We start from the raw sequence: 18,855 nt of genomic DNA, 5'->3' as shown, positions 1-18,855 counted from the left end.
ATTGAAGGAAAGTGAAAAAAGTAACAATGAGAAAATAGCGTTATATGTGTTACTTTTGTTACTTTTTGAAATGTAAATAATTGATATATGGTGATTTAATTGGAATAAAAAGTAACACCATAACTAAAAATGAAACGAATATACCTATATACAACATTAGTATTCCTTTGCATAGGTGTTACTTTATCGGCCCAATCCGTTGCCGGCTATAACATAACATGGGATACGCAAAGCGCAAATTCGAGTGAAAGTATGCCTTGCGGTGGTGGCGATATAGGGCTGAATGTATGGACCGAAAACGGAGATATATTGTTCTATATTTCCCGTAGCGGTACATTCGACGAAAACAACACCTTGCTCAAGCTTGGTCGCGTGCGCGTGCGCCTTACGCCAAATCCCTTTGAGGGTATATTTAGGCAGACTCTTAATTTGGAGGATGGCGGCATATATATTACCGGGAAAAGCGATAATACGGAGGTAAAAGCCCATATTTGGGTCGATGTATCCAACCCTGTTGTCAATGTCGATATTTCGAATAACAAAGCCTTGAAAGCTGAGGTGTTCTATGAAAACTGGCGCTATGAAGACCTCTTGCTGAGAAAAAGCGAAAGTAACCAAAACTCATACAAGTGGGCTGCCCCCAAAGGGTTATCGACAAAGAAGGATGAGGTTTTCTTTGATAGTAATAAGATATGCTTCTATCATCAGAATAAGGGAGAAACGGTGTTCGATACCACAGTAGCGCAACAAGGGTTGGAAAGTGTAAAAGGCCGGATATTCAATCCGTTGGAGAACCTTATCTTCGGAGGAACGGTCGAAGCTAAAGGATTCAAAACTGCCGGCATTTCCGATGGTAATTATGCCGGTACCGGTTTCAGAGCATGGAAGTTGGAAAGCGAGAAGCCTCTAAAAAGCTTTAAAATAAAGATACGGTTGCATACGGCACAGAATACTGATATCGAAGACTGGAAAAAGGCTGTAGAAAAACCCATTGCCTCTAACCTGAAAGAAAACAAGAAGTGGTGGACTGATTTCTGGAGCCGCAGCTTCATCCATATTACTTCGCAGGAAGATGATAAGGCATGGGAGATAGCCCGTAATTACCAGCTTTTCCGTTATATGCTCGGATGCAACGCCCGTGGCGATTACCCTACAAAGTTTAATGGCGGACTGTTTACTTACGACCCTTACCATACAGATACAACATTCAGGTTTACACCTGATTTTCGCAAATGGGGAGGAGGTACACATACGGCTCAGAATCAGCGTTTGGTATATTTCCCGATGTTGCGGAGCGGCGACTTCGATATGATGAAACCGCAGTTCGACTTCTACCAACGGATACTACCTGCGGCTGAGTTGAGAAGCCAAGTTTACTGGGGGCACAAAGGGGCTTGTTTTACCGAGCAGATCGAGAATTTCGGTTTGCCCAATCCTAGCGAATATGGATGGAAGCGTCCCGAAAGCTACGACAAGGGAATGGAATATAATGCCTGGCTCGAATACCAGTGGGATACGGCTTTGGAGTTCTGTTTTATGATTCTGGAACAGGAACGATATACAGGGAAGGATATCTCCGAATACCTGCCTTTGATAGAAAGTACCCTCCGCTTCTTCGACGAGCATTACCAATATCTGGCACGAGAGAGAGGGCGTAAAGTCTTTGATGAACAAGGCAAGCTGGTCTTATATCCCGGTTCTGCCTGCGAAACCTACAAGATGGCTTATAATGCTTCTTCTACCATAGCCGCCCTGAAAGTAGTAACGTCTCGCTTGCTGGAATCGCAGTCTTTTGGTGCAGACAGTACTAAGCAGGCGTATTTCGAAACGTTCTTATCCAGAATACCCGATATAAAGACAAGGCGGATAGATGGACACGAAACCATTGCTCCGGCATGGCTTTGGGAACGGATAAACAATACCGAAACTCCGCAGCTATATCCTGTGTTTCCGTGGGGTATATACGGTATAGGCAAAGACAATCTGGAGGTTGCCCGTAATACATGGAAATACGACCTCGATGTGGTCAAGTTCAGAAGCCATATAGGCTGGAAACAAGATGCTATCTGGGCTGCCCGGCTAGGATTAACAGATGATGCAAAAGGCCTCGTTGCCGGGAAATTGCAAAGTGCAGAAACCCGATTCCCTGTATTCTGGGGACCCGGATTCGACTGGACACCCGATCATAACTGGGGTGGTTCGGGCATGATTGCTTTGCAGGAAATGCTATTGCAAACCGATGGCTATAAACTATTTCTGTTGCCTGCATGGCCTAAGGAGTGGGATGTACATTTCAAACTGCATGCACCATATAACACCATTGTGGAATGCAGATACGAAAAGGGTCAGATCCAATTACTTAAAGTCGTTCCGGAACAGAGGGCAAAAGATATTGTTATCGTAGATGCCATACGGAGTAAATGAGAGAAAGCTATAGCCAATAAGAAAGCTGATTCTTACCGGCTATGGCCTGATATAAGGTACGATTATAAGGTGACGCCAGTTTTAAATATCGCGATTTCCCTGTAATTCTTCTTTTCATTATTCACTTGCTCGCCATTGGCAACATCTATGATATATTGAGCAAAGCGTTTGCCTAAGTCTTCCATGCTTTCGCCTTCGAGTAGAGTGCCGGCATTGAAGTCTATCCAGTTTTGCTTATGGTTATACAGGTTGCTGTTCGTCGATATCTTCATGGTTGGCACAAAGGTTCCGAATGGCGTTCCACGCCCTGTTGTGAATAATACAATATGGCATCCAGTAGAAGCCAAAGCAGTACTTGCCACAAGGTCGTTACCCGGAGCGCTCAACAAGTTCAAGCCCTTAGTTTTCAAGCGGTCGCCATACATCAGAACGTCTTTCACCTTCGATGTACCAGACTTCTGGGTACAACCCAGCGACTTCTCTTCCAAAGTGGATATCCCTCCGGCTTTGTTGCCCGGTGAAGGGTTCTCATATATCGGTTGTTTGTTCTGTATAAAGTACTCCTTAAAGTCGTTTATCAGGTGGACTGTCTTATCGAATACATCTTTGTTTTCGCTACGTCCCATAAGGATGGTTTCTGCACCGAACATCTCCGGAACTTCGGTAAGGACTGTCGTTCCACCTTGCGCAACAAGGAAGTCGGAGAATACACCAAGCAGCGGATTGGCTGTAATACCCGAAAAGCCATCCGAACCGCCGCATTTCAAGCCCACTTTCAGTTCGCTTAATGGAACATCCACTCGTTTATCATCCGAAGCCAGGTCGTAAAGCTCACGAAGAATCTTCATTCCTTCTTCGTGTTCATCGTCTACCTTTTGGGTAACCAGGAACTTCACACGGTCGGTATCATAATCGCCAAGCATTTCTTTAAAGGCATCCGGCTGGTTGTTTTCACAACCTAACCCTACGATAAGGACTGCTCCTACATTGGGATGCAACACCATGTCGCGAAGTATCTTGCGCGTATTCTCATGGTCGTCGCCAAGTTGCGAACAGCCATAGTTATGCGGATAGGCAACAATGGCATCCACTCCTTTACAGCCTGTTTCGCTTTTCAGCTCATTTGCCAACTCGTTTATAATACCATTGACACAACCGACTGTAGGGATAATCCATATCTCGTTGCGGATACCTACATCGCCATTTTTACGGCGATAGCCTTTGAATGTAAGATTCTCATTGGCACCGAGAGCAGGAACTTCCTGCGGTACATAGCTATATTCCAATACGCCATCGAGGTTGGTCTTTATATTCTTCTCGTTGACCAACGCACCTTGCTTGATAGCCTCGCGTGCATGACCTATCGGAGAGCCATATTTGATGATATTATCATTAGCGGCAAAATCCTGCAAGGCTATTTTATGCCCAGCCGAAACATCGTCGAGTACAGTGAACACAGTATTGTCTACTGATAGTTTTTCGCCTGCCGATATAGCATCTATGGCTACGATGACATTATCGGCAGGGTTTATCTTTATAAATTTACTCATTAAAGTATCTCCTTTACTACTTCTTTCATACCCTTTTGCTGTATGGCATCCAGATAGTTTGTTATTTTATCGGTAAGTCCCGGTATGTTATTCAGATTCTCATCCCAGATAAATTCTGCACCAAGAACACCTTCTGCAACCTGATGTGTAGAACCTGTAGCCCAAAGGTTTTGAAGCAGGTCTACAATCTTCTGGTCGTCTTGGATAACGATCGTATCATCACCGCGCTTTCCACCTTTGTAATAGGTAATAATTCCCGCAAGACCCAATACTACGCCTGCCGGCAAAGAACCTTTGCGTTCAAGATAAGTTTTCAATCCCGGAAGGTCGCGCGTTTTGAACTTAGGGAACGAGTTGAGCATAATGCTTGTCACATTATGTTTTACATAAGGATTGCGGAAACGGTCGAGTACATCATTTGAAAACTGCACCAACTCGTCCTTTGGCAGGTTGAGCGTAGGAAGCAATTCGTCGAACATTACCTTACGGACATAAGCACCTATAACTTCATCTTCTACACACTCACGCACAGTATCCAGTCCCGACAGATATCCTACAGGAGAAAGCACAGTATGAGGACCGTTTAGTAAGGTTACTTTACGTTCATGGTATGGTTCTTCGCTTGGTACAAACAACACATTCAGTCCGGCTTTGTCGGCAGGGAACTCTTTTGCTACGCTTTCAGGTGCTTCTATTACCCAAAGATGGAAGATTTCGCCTTCGTCGAGCAAGTTATCGTTGTAGCCTACTTTTTCTCTTATCTCAGCAGCCGTTTCACGAGGATAGCCCGGTACGATACGGTCTACAAGCGTACTATATACGGGGCAACATTCTTTTACCCATTTGTCGAACTCGTCGCCCAGATTCCAGTGCTTGATATATTTGTCGATACATTGTTTCAATACATGACCGTTTTCGAATATCAATTCGCAAGGGAAGATGATAAACCCTTTGTCTTTAGCACCATTAAATGTCTTGAAGCGGTGGTGCAATAATTGAACTAGTTTACCCGGATAACTGTTAGCCGGTTTGTCTTCAAACTTGTTGTCAGGATCGAAAGCGATTCCTGCCTCGGTGGTATTGGATATAATGAAGCGCATATCCGGATTTTCCGCCAGTTTCAAATATTCATCGAATTGGGTATATGGGTTCAAACCGCGACTGATAACGTCTATCAACTGGGTGGTATATACTGCTTCGCCTTTGTCCAGTCCTTTGAGGATAAGGTGATATAAACCATCTTGTGCATTAAGCATATCAACCATCCCGTTGGCGATAGGCTGCACTACTACAACATTGCTGTTGAAGTCGGTCTTTTCGTTCATGTTCCACACAATCCAGTCGACAAATGCGCGAAGGAAGTTTCCTTCTCCAAATTGAATAATGCGTTCCGGACGTAGTTGATTTGGTGCTGTTTTTCTATTTAATTCCTGCATAATTATTAATTGTTTTTAATTCATTCAAGTTCCCAATTTATAAAGATAAGATTAAAATAATAAAGTCTCAAAAAAGTAACAAAAGTAACATATATAACGCTATTTTATCATTGTTACTTTTTTGTATTTCGTTGCTTAGACCAATAGTAGGTCGTAGTTCTTTCCCGTTCCTCTGAACATTGTTTTATGTCGGTATATCAGTCAGGGCAAACGCATGAAAAAATGATATTCCAGTTTTGACTACTGTAGGGCGAATTGAGTTTGGATAAATTTCATGCGTTTGTCCTAGTTATATCAGTACATTAAATAATATAGATAAAGTTTCGGGAAACAAATTCACTTTGCTTCATCCCAATTATCTGTCCTGAACGAAGATAAAGGCAATCCTTCGGTGCTGAATAAATCTCCCATTACAAAGTCTTTGAAAGCATACCGTACAGCCACAGGCTTGCTTACCTTATCTGACGAAACTTCTACTTTACTTCGTTTTATCTCAGCCTTTGCCGGGTAGAACACCTTGTCTTCGCCGGCTATTTCAAAATTTTTCAATTCTTTTCCAAATGAGGTGAGCCACATCGGTGCGTTGTCGAACGACAAGATGGCTTTCGATTCTTCTATTACCATTTCTTTGAATGTAGGGCTTTCGTATGCAAAGCCTGTCATGCCATAAGTCTTAGCCAGAGCCATCATTGCAAGGCGTTCGCCTCCTACTTCTTTCTTTCGTGGATGTATGCAACGTTCTTCCCCTATATCCATCAACACTACCATACCCGAATTGGGTATTACCTGAGCCGATTTATATTGAGCCTCGCGCAAAAAGGCGGCATTGAAGTCGCCATGTTTTTCTGGAGGATTATTGTATGGTGCTATTTGGCAATAATAAAACGGAAATTCGCCTTGCTGCCATATACGGCGTGTCTCATTCACAAATGTCTGAAACAATGCCGGATACCGGGCTGCCCTGTCGTAGTTCGATTCTCCCTGATACATAATAGCCCCTTGTATCGTGTAACCTTTAATCGGGTGTATCATCCCATTGTAAAGCATTGTAGGAGTGCGGTTCTTTTCTTTTACGTCCTCTATGCTGTTCGGCAACTTCACGTCTTTAAACTCATTACCAAGTATATCCCTGCTCATCCAACTTTCTATCCACGATCCTCCCCACGAAGAAAGTATCAGCCCCACGGGGATGTCAAGCATTTCGTTCAACAAGCGTCCGAAGTAATAACCTGTTGCGCTGAAATCTTTTACAGTTTCGGGCGAAGCTTCTTTCCATTCTCCGATAATATCATTTTGCGGTTCCAGTTCGGATGTACGCTTTACGGTGATAAAGCGGATATTCTTATTCTTCGACTTGAAAATAGCCTTGTTTCCGCCTTCTATCGGTTGGTTTTTAAAGCCTTTCATCGGCATTTCCATATTCGATTGGCCGAGGCAAAGCCATACCTCGCCTACGAGTATGTTTTCATATTTTATTACATCCTTTCCGTCCGAGACCGACAGGGTGTATGTCTCGTTGCTTGCTGTAGGAGTAGCGATCAGTAAAGACCACTTGCCCGAATTGTCGGCTTTTGTCGAATATCGTAAGGCAGTCCACGATGGTGCTATTTCCACTTTTTTCCCTTTGTCAGCCCATCCCCAAATTTGTACTTCTGTGTTTTGCTGCAACATCATATTGTTTCCGAAAATAGCAGGTAGTTTTAATTCTGCTTTCGTCAATACTGTAAATAAAATAGCAGCTAGTAAGAATATAGTTTTTTTCATAAAGCTTTACTTATATATTTTCTATTTTTTAGAGTCTGTTTAAATTTTATAGCAAATCTTTTTTATAGCTGTTTTTAGATGGATTTTACGTGTTTTGCTCGCTGGTTTAGCGGGCTAAACTGAGAGTAAAATGTGGAAAATACGCTAAAAAGAGCATAAAAAAGTTGCTAAGAACTATACTAAAGAACCTATAAGAAATATTTTCGCTAAAATTTAAACAGGCTCTTACCATTAAAAACCAAAAGCCATCGCTCCTCCATCTACACTGAAATCCTGCCCGGTGATATAACTAGCTCCCGCAGATGCCAGGAAGCAGATTATAGGCGATAATTCGTCGGGATGGCCAAACCGGTGCAAAGGCATCCGGTTGAGTATTTTTTGCTTACGGTCTTCGTCCATCACCTGTTGGCTCATCTGCGAAGGAAACCATCCCGGAGAAACAGAGTTGACCAGAATATTATCGTTACGCCATTCTACAGCCAGTCCGCGGGTGATGCCAAGTACAGCCGATTTGCTGGAACAGTAAGGCGTTACTTCCGAAAAGCCAAGATATGACGCCATAGACGAAATATTGATAATACGTCCCGTATATTGCGATTCTTTGAGATAAAGATAGGCGTATTTGCAACAGTTAAACACTCCTGTAACGTTTACCTGATGGATAGCGTCCCACTCTTCGGTTGTTACCTCCTGTGCTTTTACTCGCTTAGTAATTCCGGCATTATTGACAAGGATATCTATGCCATGATTAGTACCGATATCGGACAATACATCTTTTATGTTTTGTTCGTCAGAAACATCCATTTGCCGAAACTCAATAGTATCGGGTATTTCCCTGTCTATATCTACTTTCGGCTTTCCCGAACGGCTCAGCGCAAAAACCTTAGCACCGCATTCTGCCAACATGATTGCCTGATTCAGTCCCAAGCCGCTCGATGCTCCTGTGACAACGGCAACCCGCCCGTTCAAAGAATATAATTCCTCTATTTTATTCATTGTAGTATCCTATATTTCTGTCAACACCGAATCTTTGAACGAGAATCCCCAGCCTGCGCGGTCGTGCGGTGTTGCCATACCATTTGTAATTTGTAGTGGATTGTCGATCAGTGAATCTATCCAGTCGAAAGACTCTGCCCCTGCGCCATTAGGAATGGTACACAGTAAGGGAATATCGTAATCTTTGTAATAGTGAGGTAGTACAGGTATATCGAACGCTTTTGCCAAAGCTGCACTTTCGCGCCAAGCTTCTACCCCGCCTAAACGGAGTATATCGGGTTGCCAAATGTCAAGTGCATTTCTTAAAGCTAATTCGCGAAGGGGGAGGGTAGAATACTCCCTTTCGCCCATAGCCAACGATATGCCGGCTTGTGTCCTCAGCAATTGGTAACCCTGAAAATCGCTGTGGTTGATAGGTTCTTCAAACCAATGGATACCAAGTCCTCTGGCTTCTCTGGCTAAAGCTAATGCGGAAGGAACATCCATTCCCTGATTAGCATCCATCATAATGTTTACATCGTTGCCAACGGCTTCGCGAACAAGGCGGAGACGTTCCAGATCTTCTTTCCAATCCGGTTTGCCTACTTTGATTTTTACGGCTTTAAAACCTCTTGACTTATAATCACTGACTTCTGCTATGAGTTCGTCTACAGAATACGATATCCACCCGCCACTACCATAGATAGGTATCTGGGTAGTATAAGTTCCAAATACTTTCCAGATGGGTTGTCCTAATATTTTGCACCAGGCATCCCACATGGCAATATTGTATGCTGCCTGTGCCCAACGGTTTATGCCTTCCAGTCCGAAGTATTCGTTGGCATGGTTTATCTTATCAAAAACTTTAACAGTATTATTCACTTCTTCGCCCAGCACCATTTCGCCCACGTCTTTCATCGCTCCTGCTATTGCTTTCGGGCTATATTGGAAACTCAGTAGGTACGATTCGCCCACGATTCCACTCTCCAGTTGCAGGCGTAAGACTATAAACGAAATTTCAGTCAATGTATGTGTCGAATCTGCGATTGGTTTATCCAATTTGCTTTTCGCTGTGTATATCGAATACCCTTTTATTTTATTCATCTTTCAGGTTTATTTATAAATTCTATTAAAACTCTTTTCAACAAAAATATTTCCGATAAGCCCGCTTTTCACAAGCGTTTTCTCTCTCCTTTTGTGGTGAGTGCCATTTGTCCATATTTTCTTGCTATCGTTGGGTTCGGCATCGAAAAACTCATCACCCAGAATACGGTTTGCCCATGTATTTACAACCTCTATTTCTATCTTGTTTTCGCCATCTCTTACAGCATCGGAAATATCGAGCCTGTATGGTTTTGTCCAAAGTATTCCGCACGATTTACCATTTACTTTTACTTCTGCAAGGTTTGCAATATCGTCGAATACAATATCAAATTTATCTCCGTTAGCAACATTCAGCTTAACTGTATTCTTGTAGATAGCTGTTCCCGAATAATAGCGGATACTGTCATTGAAGTTTTTACTCCAATCGGAAAGTTCGCTGAATGTTACAGGATTAGCAGGGCCTCTCATCTTTTTGTCAAAAGATACGATCCAATTTTCTTTTATCAAAGTAGTATCAGAATCCCTTCTTGATCTGATTGTTGATGATGTCTCTGTAGTTGGCGTTTGCAATACCACAAAGCAAGATTCATTCGGCTCTAAAGTTATATCCATGATAGTTCGCCCTCCGGATATGCGCCAAGTATTATCCGTAACAATTTTTCCTGAAACCGGATTCCACAATTCGGGTATTCGCCCGCTTACCCTGAGAGATACCGTAATATTACGTTTTTTATCCATCTGATTGGCGATAAAGTAAATATCTGCTGCATCAGATTGGCGATGTGTATAAGCTATGTCTTTGGCATATCCTCCTATACCATATTCAGTTATGATAATATCCCGTTCTATATCCAACTCTCCGAATGTCTCTTTGGTGTAAGGAAGTTTTATGAAGCCTCCCGATTGCATCCAACCTGTTTGTGTATCTTTTGTTTTAGCCTCTAATGGGGTTTCAGGCAGGCCGCTTATCAATATTTTTGCATCTTGTGCAGATAATTCTACCAGTTTGTCGGTCACTTCTTTCGATATGCTGTAATCGGGCTGCATAGGGTGCTTTCCGGGGATAACAAGCATACTGTAGCTCATACCTCCGGGCAACACGATGCGCCCGTTTTCTACCTTCATCCTGTTCAGCAATGCATCACGATTGAAGCTGTCGTACTGATATCCTCTCAGGCAATTAACCCAATCTTCGGCAGTGGTGATGTTCGATGAATGTGTTACCCCTACAGGCATTTGATGGCTTGGCGCACCAACATTTTCCAGGCGGTTTTTCTCCCATTCCACCTTTTCTTTTCCAAACAGTCCGGGCAAGAAAGGAACTAAGCGGTCGGGCAAGATAGAACGGCGGGGCAATTCCTCTCCCGTAAATACAGCGATGTCTACAACAGGCTTCCCGTATTGAAGAAGCGCGTGGCAACGTTGCGCATAGTCTACCCAAGCTTTTCCCAGTTTCCACCATGTTTGGTCGCGCTGAAAATATAAGCCGATGCCATCCAGCGTCATTCCCGGTTGACGGTCGAGCCACGGGTTCAGGGCATACACGTGATAGCTCAGGCGGTTGATGCCTAGAGCATAATGCCTGTCTTGCAGGGTTTTCAGCATTGCAGGATGTTCGTCAAACATCATCCGCAACTGAGTAAAAGCTTCTGCCTGAATGATATTCTTTTCGTATACATGTGCGCCCGAAACGGCATCTAATACATCGTTTGGCTTATCGTGCGTAGGGCTTTGCAGCCAGTATTCGTTCATCGGAATATCGGTATATTTATAGTGCATCATACCATCGCTCATCATAGTTGGCGATACATTTTCGGCACTAAACTCACAGCCTTTGGCATTGGCCTCTTCTTTCAGAGTTGCATAGAATTTATCGACTACCAGTTCTGAGATAGTCTGGCGTACATCGTGCAATATCTTTTCTGTCTTTTCTGCGCTTTCGAGCGGAAAGCCTGCCATAACAGGAAGATAGTCGTATATATCATATCCCCTGCGTTTCTTAAATTCTTCGCGGAAGAGAGGCGACCAGTTCTGGCTGCCGCATTCCCAGCTATCCACATGAAATACTTTAAGTACCCGCGATGCAATCTCTGCCCCTGCGAGTTCGTAAGCCTTTCCAAACCATGAATTAAATTGCAGGCGAATAGCTTCCGGATTGAACTTATCGCACTCAAGCCCGATACCTCCGCCACCGGTGGCATTGGTATGTCCGGTAGAGGTGTGCCCAAGGCGCAGGATTGTCCATTTTCCTTTTGGCGCTTTCCAGTTGAGTATTCCGTCTTTGTCGAGATATGAAGAGATGTCTATCATCTTTTTCGTATCTATACACATACCATTCGGAATCTGTTCCGCAGTAGTGCGTGGACTTACACGCCAAGCTTGCCCGGTCTTTCCTTCATACTGATGGATACGGGCTTCAGACGACATCCATATATGTTTTATCTTCAGGTTTTGCTTCCACTTGGCAGCATCGAGGTCTTCGGCTCCCGGTTCAGTACCTTCCAGATTGTATTGCAGGCGGAAGTATTTTGCAGTAGTAGCCGGTATGGAATGTGTCATCGGGAAATCATCGTTCTGCCATCCCTGACGGGGAGGCTGTAGTTGGACGATTTTCCTAAAACTCTTACCATCGTTACTTGCTTCTATCGTTAACCGTTGCGGCTGAAAACTGCGGGGAGGTGCACTAAGTTGAATAGTACGACAGGTAAACGGCTTGTCGAATTCGAACTGAATCCAGCAAGGCGATTCGCTGCGGAAAAGTTCTTTATTATCTTTATCGAATATAGACTGAGGTACAACACCTTCAATGCTACTAGTCACTTTGGGCTTTACCGTTTCTGTCGAAATTCCTTCACCATCGGGGGTAGGAAATGCGTAAACGGCAATGTCCTTATAATAACCTTTATAACTCTCCGGTCGGGGAAGGGCATCGTTGAATTGTTTGCCTCCCTGAATATTGAGTTGCGACCAGACCACTTTTTGCATCGACAGTTCCGGTGTAATCCACGGGCCTCCGGCAAGGGCAAATCCGTCGCAAATGTGGAATGCTATCTTCATGCCAAGCCTGTCAGCTTCTTTGAAGGCAAAATCGACCATCTCCCACCATCGCGGGCTGAGTTGTTCTACAACGGGGGTAAGGTAAGGTTTTTCGGGTACGCCCCTGATAGGCATCAGATAAGCACCTTCCAACCCTATCTGTTTCATGGCTTCGAGGTCGGCTGTGATGCCTTCTTTGGTTACAGCACCGTGCATCCAGTACCAGAATGTCCACGATTTGGTTTCGGCAGGAGGGTTTTCCCACAGTTGCCTCAAATCCTGAGCCTGATTGTGCGAGACAAAGAGGAATGATATTATGAAGAATAAGAATATCTTTTTCATCGAATGATTATTACATGTTGACAAGTAGACGAGATACAAGTTGACAAGTTATTTCCTAATTAAAAGCAGGTAACTTGTAACTGTCTTACTTTGCTTCAAAATCCAGATAAATACTTCCCTTTTGCAATCCTGTTACCCATTGCGCTTGCGACGAAGGGCCAACCAAGTCGGTGGCGTTTACCTTATTGCGCACCGCCGGAATGACTTTCAATACAGAGATTCCGCTATTAGGGAAGGTGTATAACAGCACATCGCGTCCGTCTCTCGGCGAATAAACACCAAGATAATCGCTTTCGTTTGTATTTTTCAGGTTGATAACCCCTTCCGATGTATTGAGCGCAGCCCATTTCCAATTGCTGAAATAGCCTTTAAACTCGGGATATAGGAACGATTCGCCCGGTATAGGGTCATTGTAATCGTTTTCCCATATTCCGAATGTAGTGCCATGCAGGCGGTTTTGCCATACGCGGTAAGGCCCGTTGCCCAGCCATTTTTTCGATTGCACTTTATCTTCGGGGTAATCGAACATCACGCCCATAAGTTCCACGACGCCTTCATATTGGTAAGCATAATCAAGGCGGATAGTGCCGTCTGAGTTGATAACCCAGTGAGCCTGACGCATATTTCCGAAATAGTCGGCTGTGACCTCGATACTATCGCCTGCCGCTTTGTAGTCGAACTTTGTCAGGCGGTTTTCGCCCGAAATATCTTCATAAATACGTTCTTTGCTCCTTGCCGAATTATCATCGTGGTTGTAATATACATCCATCGAACGGTCGCCACGGCGGAAGGCTACGAAGCGAGGTCCATTGCCGAAGGATATTGTTTTGTTATTCTTCTTTACAGAGGCCAGCATACCGTTTTTCTTATCGAATGTAAGTGATGTATTGCCTGCTGTTATCAATAAATTATCCCCTTCTTCTCTAGCCGATACGGATGTGTTTCCTTTGGTTAGAGTATAAAACGCATCAGCTTTCTTCCAAGTCCAGTCCCAAGTCCAGAGTTCTTCGCCCTGTGGACCGTAAGCCGAAAGATATAGTACATTGGCATCTTTCCAGTTGGAAGGAAGGTTGATGTTCAATATGCCTGTAGCGTGAGGAGCAAGGTCAAGCCCTTTTACTTCTCCCGATTTTACGACAGATGCTTTATCGTCTTTAATCGTTTTCAGTGTCCAGACGAAACGGCAATCTTTCAGGTTGGTGAAATCATATCTGTTTTCTATAGTGAATGCGCCGTTGAAATCGTCATCCAACTTGGTATTCATCACCTGCACCGGTGACCATACCTGCCTTACTGTGTAGAAGCTGCCTTCTTTTTCGTGGTGAGGACCGAGGATACCGTCTGCACCATAATTGCCTACGTTGTCAATCCGTCCATTCTGGTCGGTGCGAGCAACCCCTTCGTCTGCAAACATCCAAATGAAGCCTCCGGCACAACGGGGATGCTTGCGCATCATTTCCCAGTAATCCCAAAGACCTGCCCCTGCTCCGCCATCGTAAAGTGCATGAAGAAACTCTGTAGGCATAAATATTTCAGGCTTACGCATATATTCCTGGCTTTCTCCATAAGAACGGTAGTGCATTGTTTCGAACCCGTTGAAATTCTTTTGCGGGTGCAACACTACCCGCTTTTGCGGGTCGAGAGGGCCGTATTCTTTCACCAATTCGTGGTTGTGCCCGCCTTCGTTGCCGTTAGACCACCAAGTGACACACGGATGGTTGACATCGCGTTTTACCATTTCGTGTACAAGCTTTGTTCCCACACTTGTGTCATATTTGTGATGCCAACCGCCCAGTTCTACCATTACATATAATCCGAGTTCGTCGCAGGCATCTAGGAAGTCAGGATCGGACGGATAATGCGACAGGCGTACAGCGTTCATATTCATTTCTTTGATAATTTTTACATCATCATAATTCGCCTTCTTGCTAAGCGTACGCCCGGTTTCGGGACGGAAGCTGTGACGGTTTACTCCTCGGATATTAACCTTCTGCCCGTTGACATAAATACCATCGCTCTCACGGATTTCGATAGTACGGAATCCGAAGCGTTCTTTCGTTTTGTGCAATACTTTGCCGTCTTGCACCAGCGAGAAGGTTACATAATACAGGTTTGGCGTTTCGGGTGTCCAGTTCTTTATATCCTCAAATTTGCCTCTTACTACGGCTTTGTCCGTACCTCCCGATACGGGTACTTCTATCGTTTTTCCTATCGTTTTTCCATCAATATCGGTAAGCTCTGCTAGCACCTTTGTGTTATTACCCATCGCTACGCAGAGGAAAACATCGGCATAAAAATCACCGTCAGCTTTTGCGTTAATTGCCGTGCGGTCGATAAACTGGGCGGGCAACGCTTCAACGAAAACGGGACGGAAGATACCTCCGAAATTCCAGTAATCGCCACGCCTTTCGGCCATATTTACACTGGTGTTTGCCGATTCTTTACTGACGGTTACTTCCAATACATTTTCTTTGTCGCCGAAGAAGATACGGTCTGACACATCGCTCTTGAAGCGGTAGAAAGCTCCCTGATGCAGGTATCCGCAGCGGCGGTCGTTTATTTTAGCTTCGCAATCGGTCATCACACCGTCGAATACGATGCGCACAACGCGTCCTTCCCATTCTTTGGGGAGTTTGAATTTATATTTGTACAATCCTTTTTCTTTCGCTATTCCCGGAGGATTTTCCCTGCCATAGAAAGGCATCCCGTATTGATATGTACCGAACCCTTGCAGCTCCCAGCACGAAGGAACAGGAATGGTAGTCCACTTGCCGCTGTTGTTGCCCTCTGTGCAAAAGAATTCCCATTCTACGGCATCATCATAGCCTGTACCCGAAAGGAATTGTATGCCCGTTTCGGCATTTGCTCCGGAGTTGTTTCGTTGCGATAATATGTCTTCTGAGATAAAGACACTCAAAATCAATAATAGGTATAACGTTTTTCTCATATCTTGGTTGGTTGTTTTTTATTGTAATGGTGCTATACAGAAGTTAAGCGTGTAAGGGCGTTTTTCTATTGCATATTTCTTCAATACACCCGGCCCACAACTGCTATTACCCAAGCCGAGCATAATAGCATCGAGCGAAAGCACAACTTCCTTGCGCGGTTTCAGCATATATGCGTGCGTGGCCTTGTCTAAGTCTCCCGCCGTGAAATGTAGTGCCGAACCTGACATTTGTTTTGAGGTGCAGGTAAAGCGAAGTCCATTCCCGGTATTGTCCGTTAATTCTATCCAACGGATATCTTCTTTATTCCCTGTTTCCTGAGGGTGAGGGTAGGGTACATACTGTTCTGTAACAGTAGATTTATATATTCCTACCGGGCAACTTTCTTTCCTGTCCGAATAGTTTTCGTAAGGGCCGTGACCAAACCACCTGATATTTTCCAGTTCTTCATTCAGAGACATAACTACACCCAGACGGGGAAGTTCGGGTAATATGCCTGATGGCGTGAATGTATTTTCTACATCGACATTACCATTTCCCCAAATGGAATAAACTGCTTCGTGAATAAATTTCCCTTCCTTAGAGTGGCTTTCAGCAACAGTTTTAATCCTTGTATTCGCCTTATCTTTTTTTAGTATTTTAACAGAAATCAGTTTCCTTGCCAAACTGTCCAATCCCTGATTTTTCCAATCTTTCGCCAGCCAGTTTCCAAACCCTTTGTCATTGTCCACAGGGGCGCGATAGCCTTGAAAAATAAGAGGAGAAACAACTATTTCCCTGTTATTATATTTCAAAGAAGTCAAACACCCTGTTTTTTTGTCAAAAGCTAAGGAGAATTCTTTGCCATTCACTGATATCTCAGTATTGCTTTCAGTCGTAGCTATAGGATATTCGTCTGAAACAAATGGAGGCCTGAATAAAACAGTTGGTTTTGCCGGAATGAATTTCTCGAAAGCTACTTCATAACCTTTATCTGCCCAAAGGGTGTTTTGTCTCAGATGAAAGCTGACATATAGCTCTAAATTATAATAATCCCCATTGTTATTATTTATAAGTCTTATTTCCCTTTTTTCGCCAGCAGGTATATCAAAATCGGAAACGATTCCACTATTGAGAGTATCTTCTCCTAGAGTGATATTCCATCGCATCTCATACTCATTCAGATTGATATGGTGATTACGGTTCGTTACTAAGACAGATACACTATTTTTTTTATTATCCGGTAGTTCAATCAGTACGGGCTGATAAACCTTCTTCACCTCAAAATACTTCGGAGTAAGCCCCCTTTCTCCAAACACAATCCCATTGAAACAGAATGCTTTCAGGTTTGGTTTGTCGCCAAAATCACCGCCATAAGCCATAAATCGGATACCATCGGCATTGGTCTTGTAAAGTCCCTGGTCTACCCAGTCCCAGATAAAACCGCCAAGCATTCTTTTGTTGGAGTATATTTCGTCCCAATATTCTTTGAAGTTACCCATCGCATTGCCCATTGCGTGTGCGTATTCGCTGGTAAGTACCGGACGGTTGTCTGCTGTATCCATAGCGATACTTAAAAGACGTTCCCAACGCGCGTTTTCGGCACGCTCCTTGTCTTCTCCTTCAGCAATATTCGGATTCAGGTATTCATCCTGCACACGCGGATAGAAGCGGCTGATAACGTCTACAGTCTTCGGATCGGTTGGTGTACTTTGCGCCCCTTCGTAGTGGATGAAACGAGTAGGGTCGAAGTCTTTCAGCCATGCCGAAATGGCGGCGAAGTTAGGACCATAGCCCGATTCATTCCCCATCGACCAGCAAATGACAGATGGATGGTTCTTGTCCCTCTCCGCCATACGTACAGCCCTATCCATAAAAGCAGCATGCCAAGCCGGTTCACTGGCTAGTTTTCCACGCAAGCCGTGTTCTTCTATATCGGCTTCGTCCATCACATATAGCCCATATTGGTCGCATAGCTCATACCATAGTGGGTTGTTAGGATAATGGGCTGTGCGGACAGCGTTTATATTGGCTTGTTTCATCAGTTTTATATCCTGCAACATTCTTTCGCGCGAAACGGCTCGCCCGGTTGCAGGGTCATGTTCGTGACGGTTTACACCGCGAAGCCGTACGGGATTTCCGTTTATAAGCAGTTGTCCGTCTTTGATTTCTACTCTTCGGAAACCAACTTTACACGATACTACTTCTACTACCTGTTGCTTATCGTCTATCAGGCTAAGCACCAATGTATATAGATTAGGCGTTTCGGCAGTCCATTTTCGCGGATTGGAAATATTGGTTTCCATCCATGCAAATTTGGCTAATCCCCGTTGTGGTGTCCTGTCGTTCAGCACGGCGGCCTTGTTATCAGCATTTAAGACCGGTAAAGCATCTTGATGTAATGGTGTACTCAACACCGGGTTGTTATTGGCATCGTATAGTTGTGCTTGCAGATTCCAACCGTTGAGTTTATTGCCTTTGTATGATTTTAGTTCGGGCTTTATCTGTAGACTTGCATCTTTATATTCTTTATCCAGTATTGTGCGTACAGCAAAATCGGATATCCTTACATCTGTCGTAGAATAGAGAAATACCTCCCTGAATATACCACTGGTACGCCACATATCCTGATCTTCGAGGTAGCTGCCATCGCACCAACGGTAGACTTCTACAGCTAATTGGTTTTGTCCGGATTGCAGATAATCAGTAATATCAAATTCGGCAGGTTCCATACTGCCCTGACTGTACCCGACTTTCACGCCGTTTACCCAAACATAGAAAGCGCTTTGCACCCCTGCAAAGTGGATGAATATCTTGCGTTCTTTCCAATCGGCCGGTACGGTAAATGTATGGCGGTACGAGCCTACAGGATTACGTTCTTTGTACGAGGTGTAATCTGCCTTCGGTTCGCTTGTAACCCGTGGAGGGTCTATCTTGAACGGATATCCGGCACTTACATAGATAGGCGTGCCATATCCCTGCATTTCCCAATTGGAGGGAACGGGTATTGTTTTCCACGACTTATCATTGTAGTCAGTTTTGTAGAAATCTATCGGGCGTTCTTCGGGACGAGATACCCAATTGAACTTCCAATTGCCGTTCAGGGATAAGAACCACGGGGAGTTTTCCCTGTTTGCAGCCAAAGCCTGTTTGCTATCGGCATAAGGGATAAATGTCGCTTTTGCAGGTTCCCTGTTGATTTCCAAAACAGATAGATTTTCCCAATCCGGCTTGTCGAACTGAGCAAAGCCGGATAGAGAAAATACAAATAGAACTAATATAAAACGTATCTTTTTCATC

The 18,855-nt window shown here is 44.1% G+C and carries 9 protein-coding genes; 1 reads left to right on the top strand and 8 read right to left on the bottom strand.

Features of this window, described 5'->3' with window-relative positions; translation table 11 throughout:
• Nucleotides 1-129 precede the first annotated feature (129 nt).
• Nucleotides 130-2,424 carry a DUF5703 domain-containing protein gene (locus D0T57_RS12200; protein ID WP_163273772.1) on the top strand — a complete coding sequence of 765 codons (2,295 nt, stop codon included), beginning with the start codon at nt 130-132 and terminating at the stop codon, nt 2,422-2,424.
• 62 nt (nt 2,425-2,486) lie between these two features.
• Here the strand turns inward: D0T57_RS12200 and D0T57_RS12195 are convergent, their stop codons facing one another.
• From D0T57_RS12195 to D0T57_RS12160, 8 genes are all read right to left on the bottom strand, one after another.
• The gene (locus tag D0T57_RS12195) at nt 2,487-3,974 is read right to left on the bottom strand and encodes a UxaA family hydrolase (RefSeq protein ID WP_163273771.1); all 1,488 of its coding nucleotides are present in this window, start codon (nt 3,972-3,974) and stop codon (nt 2,487-2,489) included.
• Entirely contained in the window at nt 3,974-5,410 is a 1,437-nt protein-coding gene (locus tag D0T57_RS12190) for a tagaturonate reductase (protein ID WP_163273770.1), read from the bottom strand. Before D0T57_RS12190 ends, D0T57_RS12195 begins: the two co-directional genes overlap by 1 nt.
• A gap of 336 nt (nt 5,411-5,746) precedes the next feature.
• Nucleotides 5,747-7,174: a sialate O-acetylesterase gene (locus tag D0T57_RS12185; RefSeq protein ID WP_163273769.1), complete on the bottom strand. Its 1,428-nt coding sequence runs from the start codon at nt 7,172-7,174 to the stop codon at nt 5,747-5,749.
• A gap of 231 nt (nt 7,175-7,405) precedes the next feature.
• Entirely contained in the window at nt 7,406-8,170 is a 765-nt protein-coding gene (locus D0T57_RS12180; protein WP_163273768.1) for an SDR family NAD(P)-dependent oxidoreductase, read from the bottom strand.
• Between the two features lie 9 nt (nt 8,171-8,179).
• Entirely contained in the window at nt 8,180-9,253 is a 1,074-nt protein-coding gene (locus D0T57_RS12175; RefSeq protein ID WP_163273767.1) for a mandelate racemase/muconate lactonizing enzyme family protein, read from the bottom strand.
• Nucleotides 9,254-9,262: 9 nt separating this feature from the next.
• The gene (locus D0T57_RS12170) at nt 9,263-12,631 is read right to left on the bottom strand and encodes a glycosyl hydrolase (RefSeq protein WP_163273766.1); all 3,369 of its coding nucleotides are present in this window, start codon (nt 12,629-12,631) and stop codon (nt 9,263-9,265) included.
• A gap of 85 nt (nt 12,632-12,716) precedes the next feature.
• Entirely contained in the window at nt 12,717-15,578 is a 2,862-nt protein-coding gene (locus D0T57_RS12165) for a glycoside hydrolase family 2 TIM barrel-domain containing protein (RefSeq protein WP_163273765.1), read from the bottom strand.
• A gap of 18 nt (nt 15,579-15,596) precedes the next feature.
• Nucleotides 15,597-18,854, bottom strand: a complete 3,258-nt coding sequence (locus D0T57_RS12160; RefSeq protein ID WP_163273764.1) for a glycoside hydrolase family 2 TIM barrel-domain containing protein — start codon at nt 18,852-18,854, stop codon at nt 15,597-15,599.
• Nucleotide 18,855: the final 1 nt, after the last annotated feature.

Source organism: Dysgonomonas sp. 511, assembly GCF_010501105.1.
GTDB lineage: Bacteria > Bacteroidota > Bacteroidia > Bacteroidales > Dysgonomonadaceae > Dysgonomonas.
This window is presented reverse-complemented; position numbering and strand designations above follow the sequence as displayed.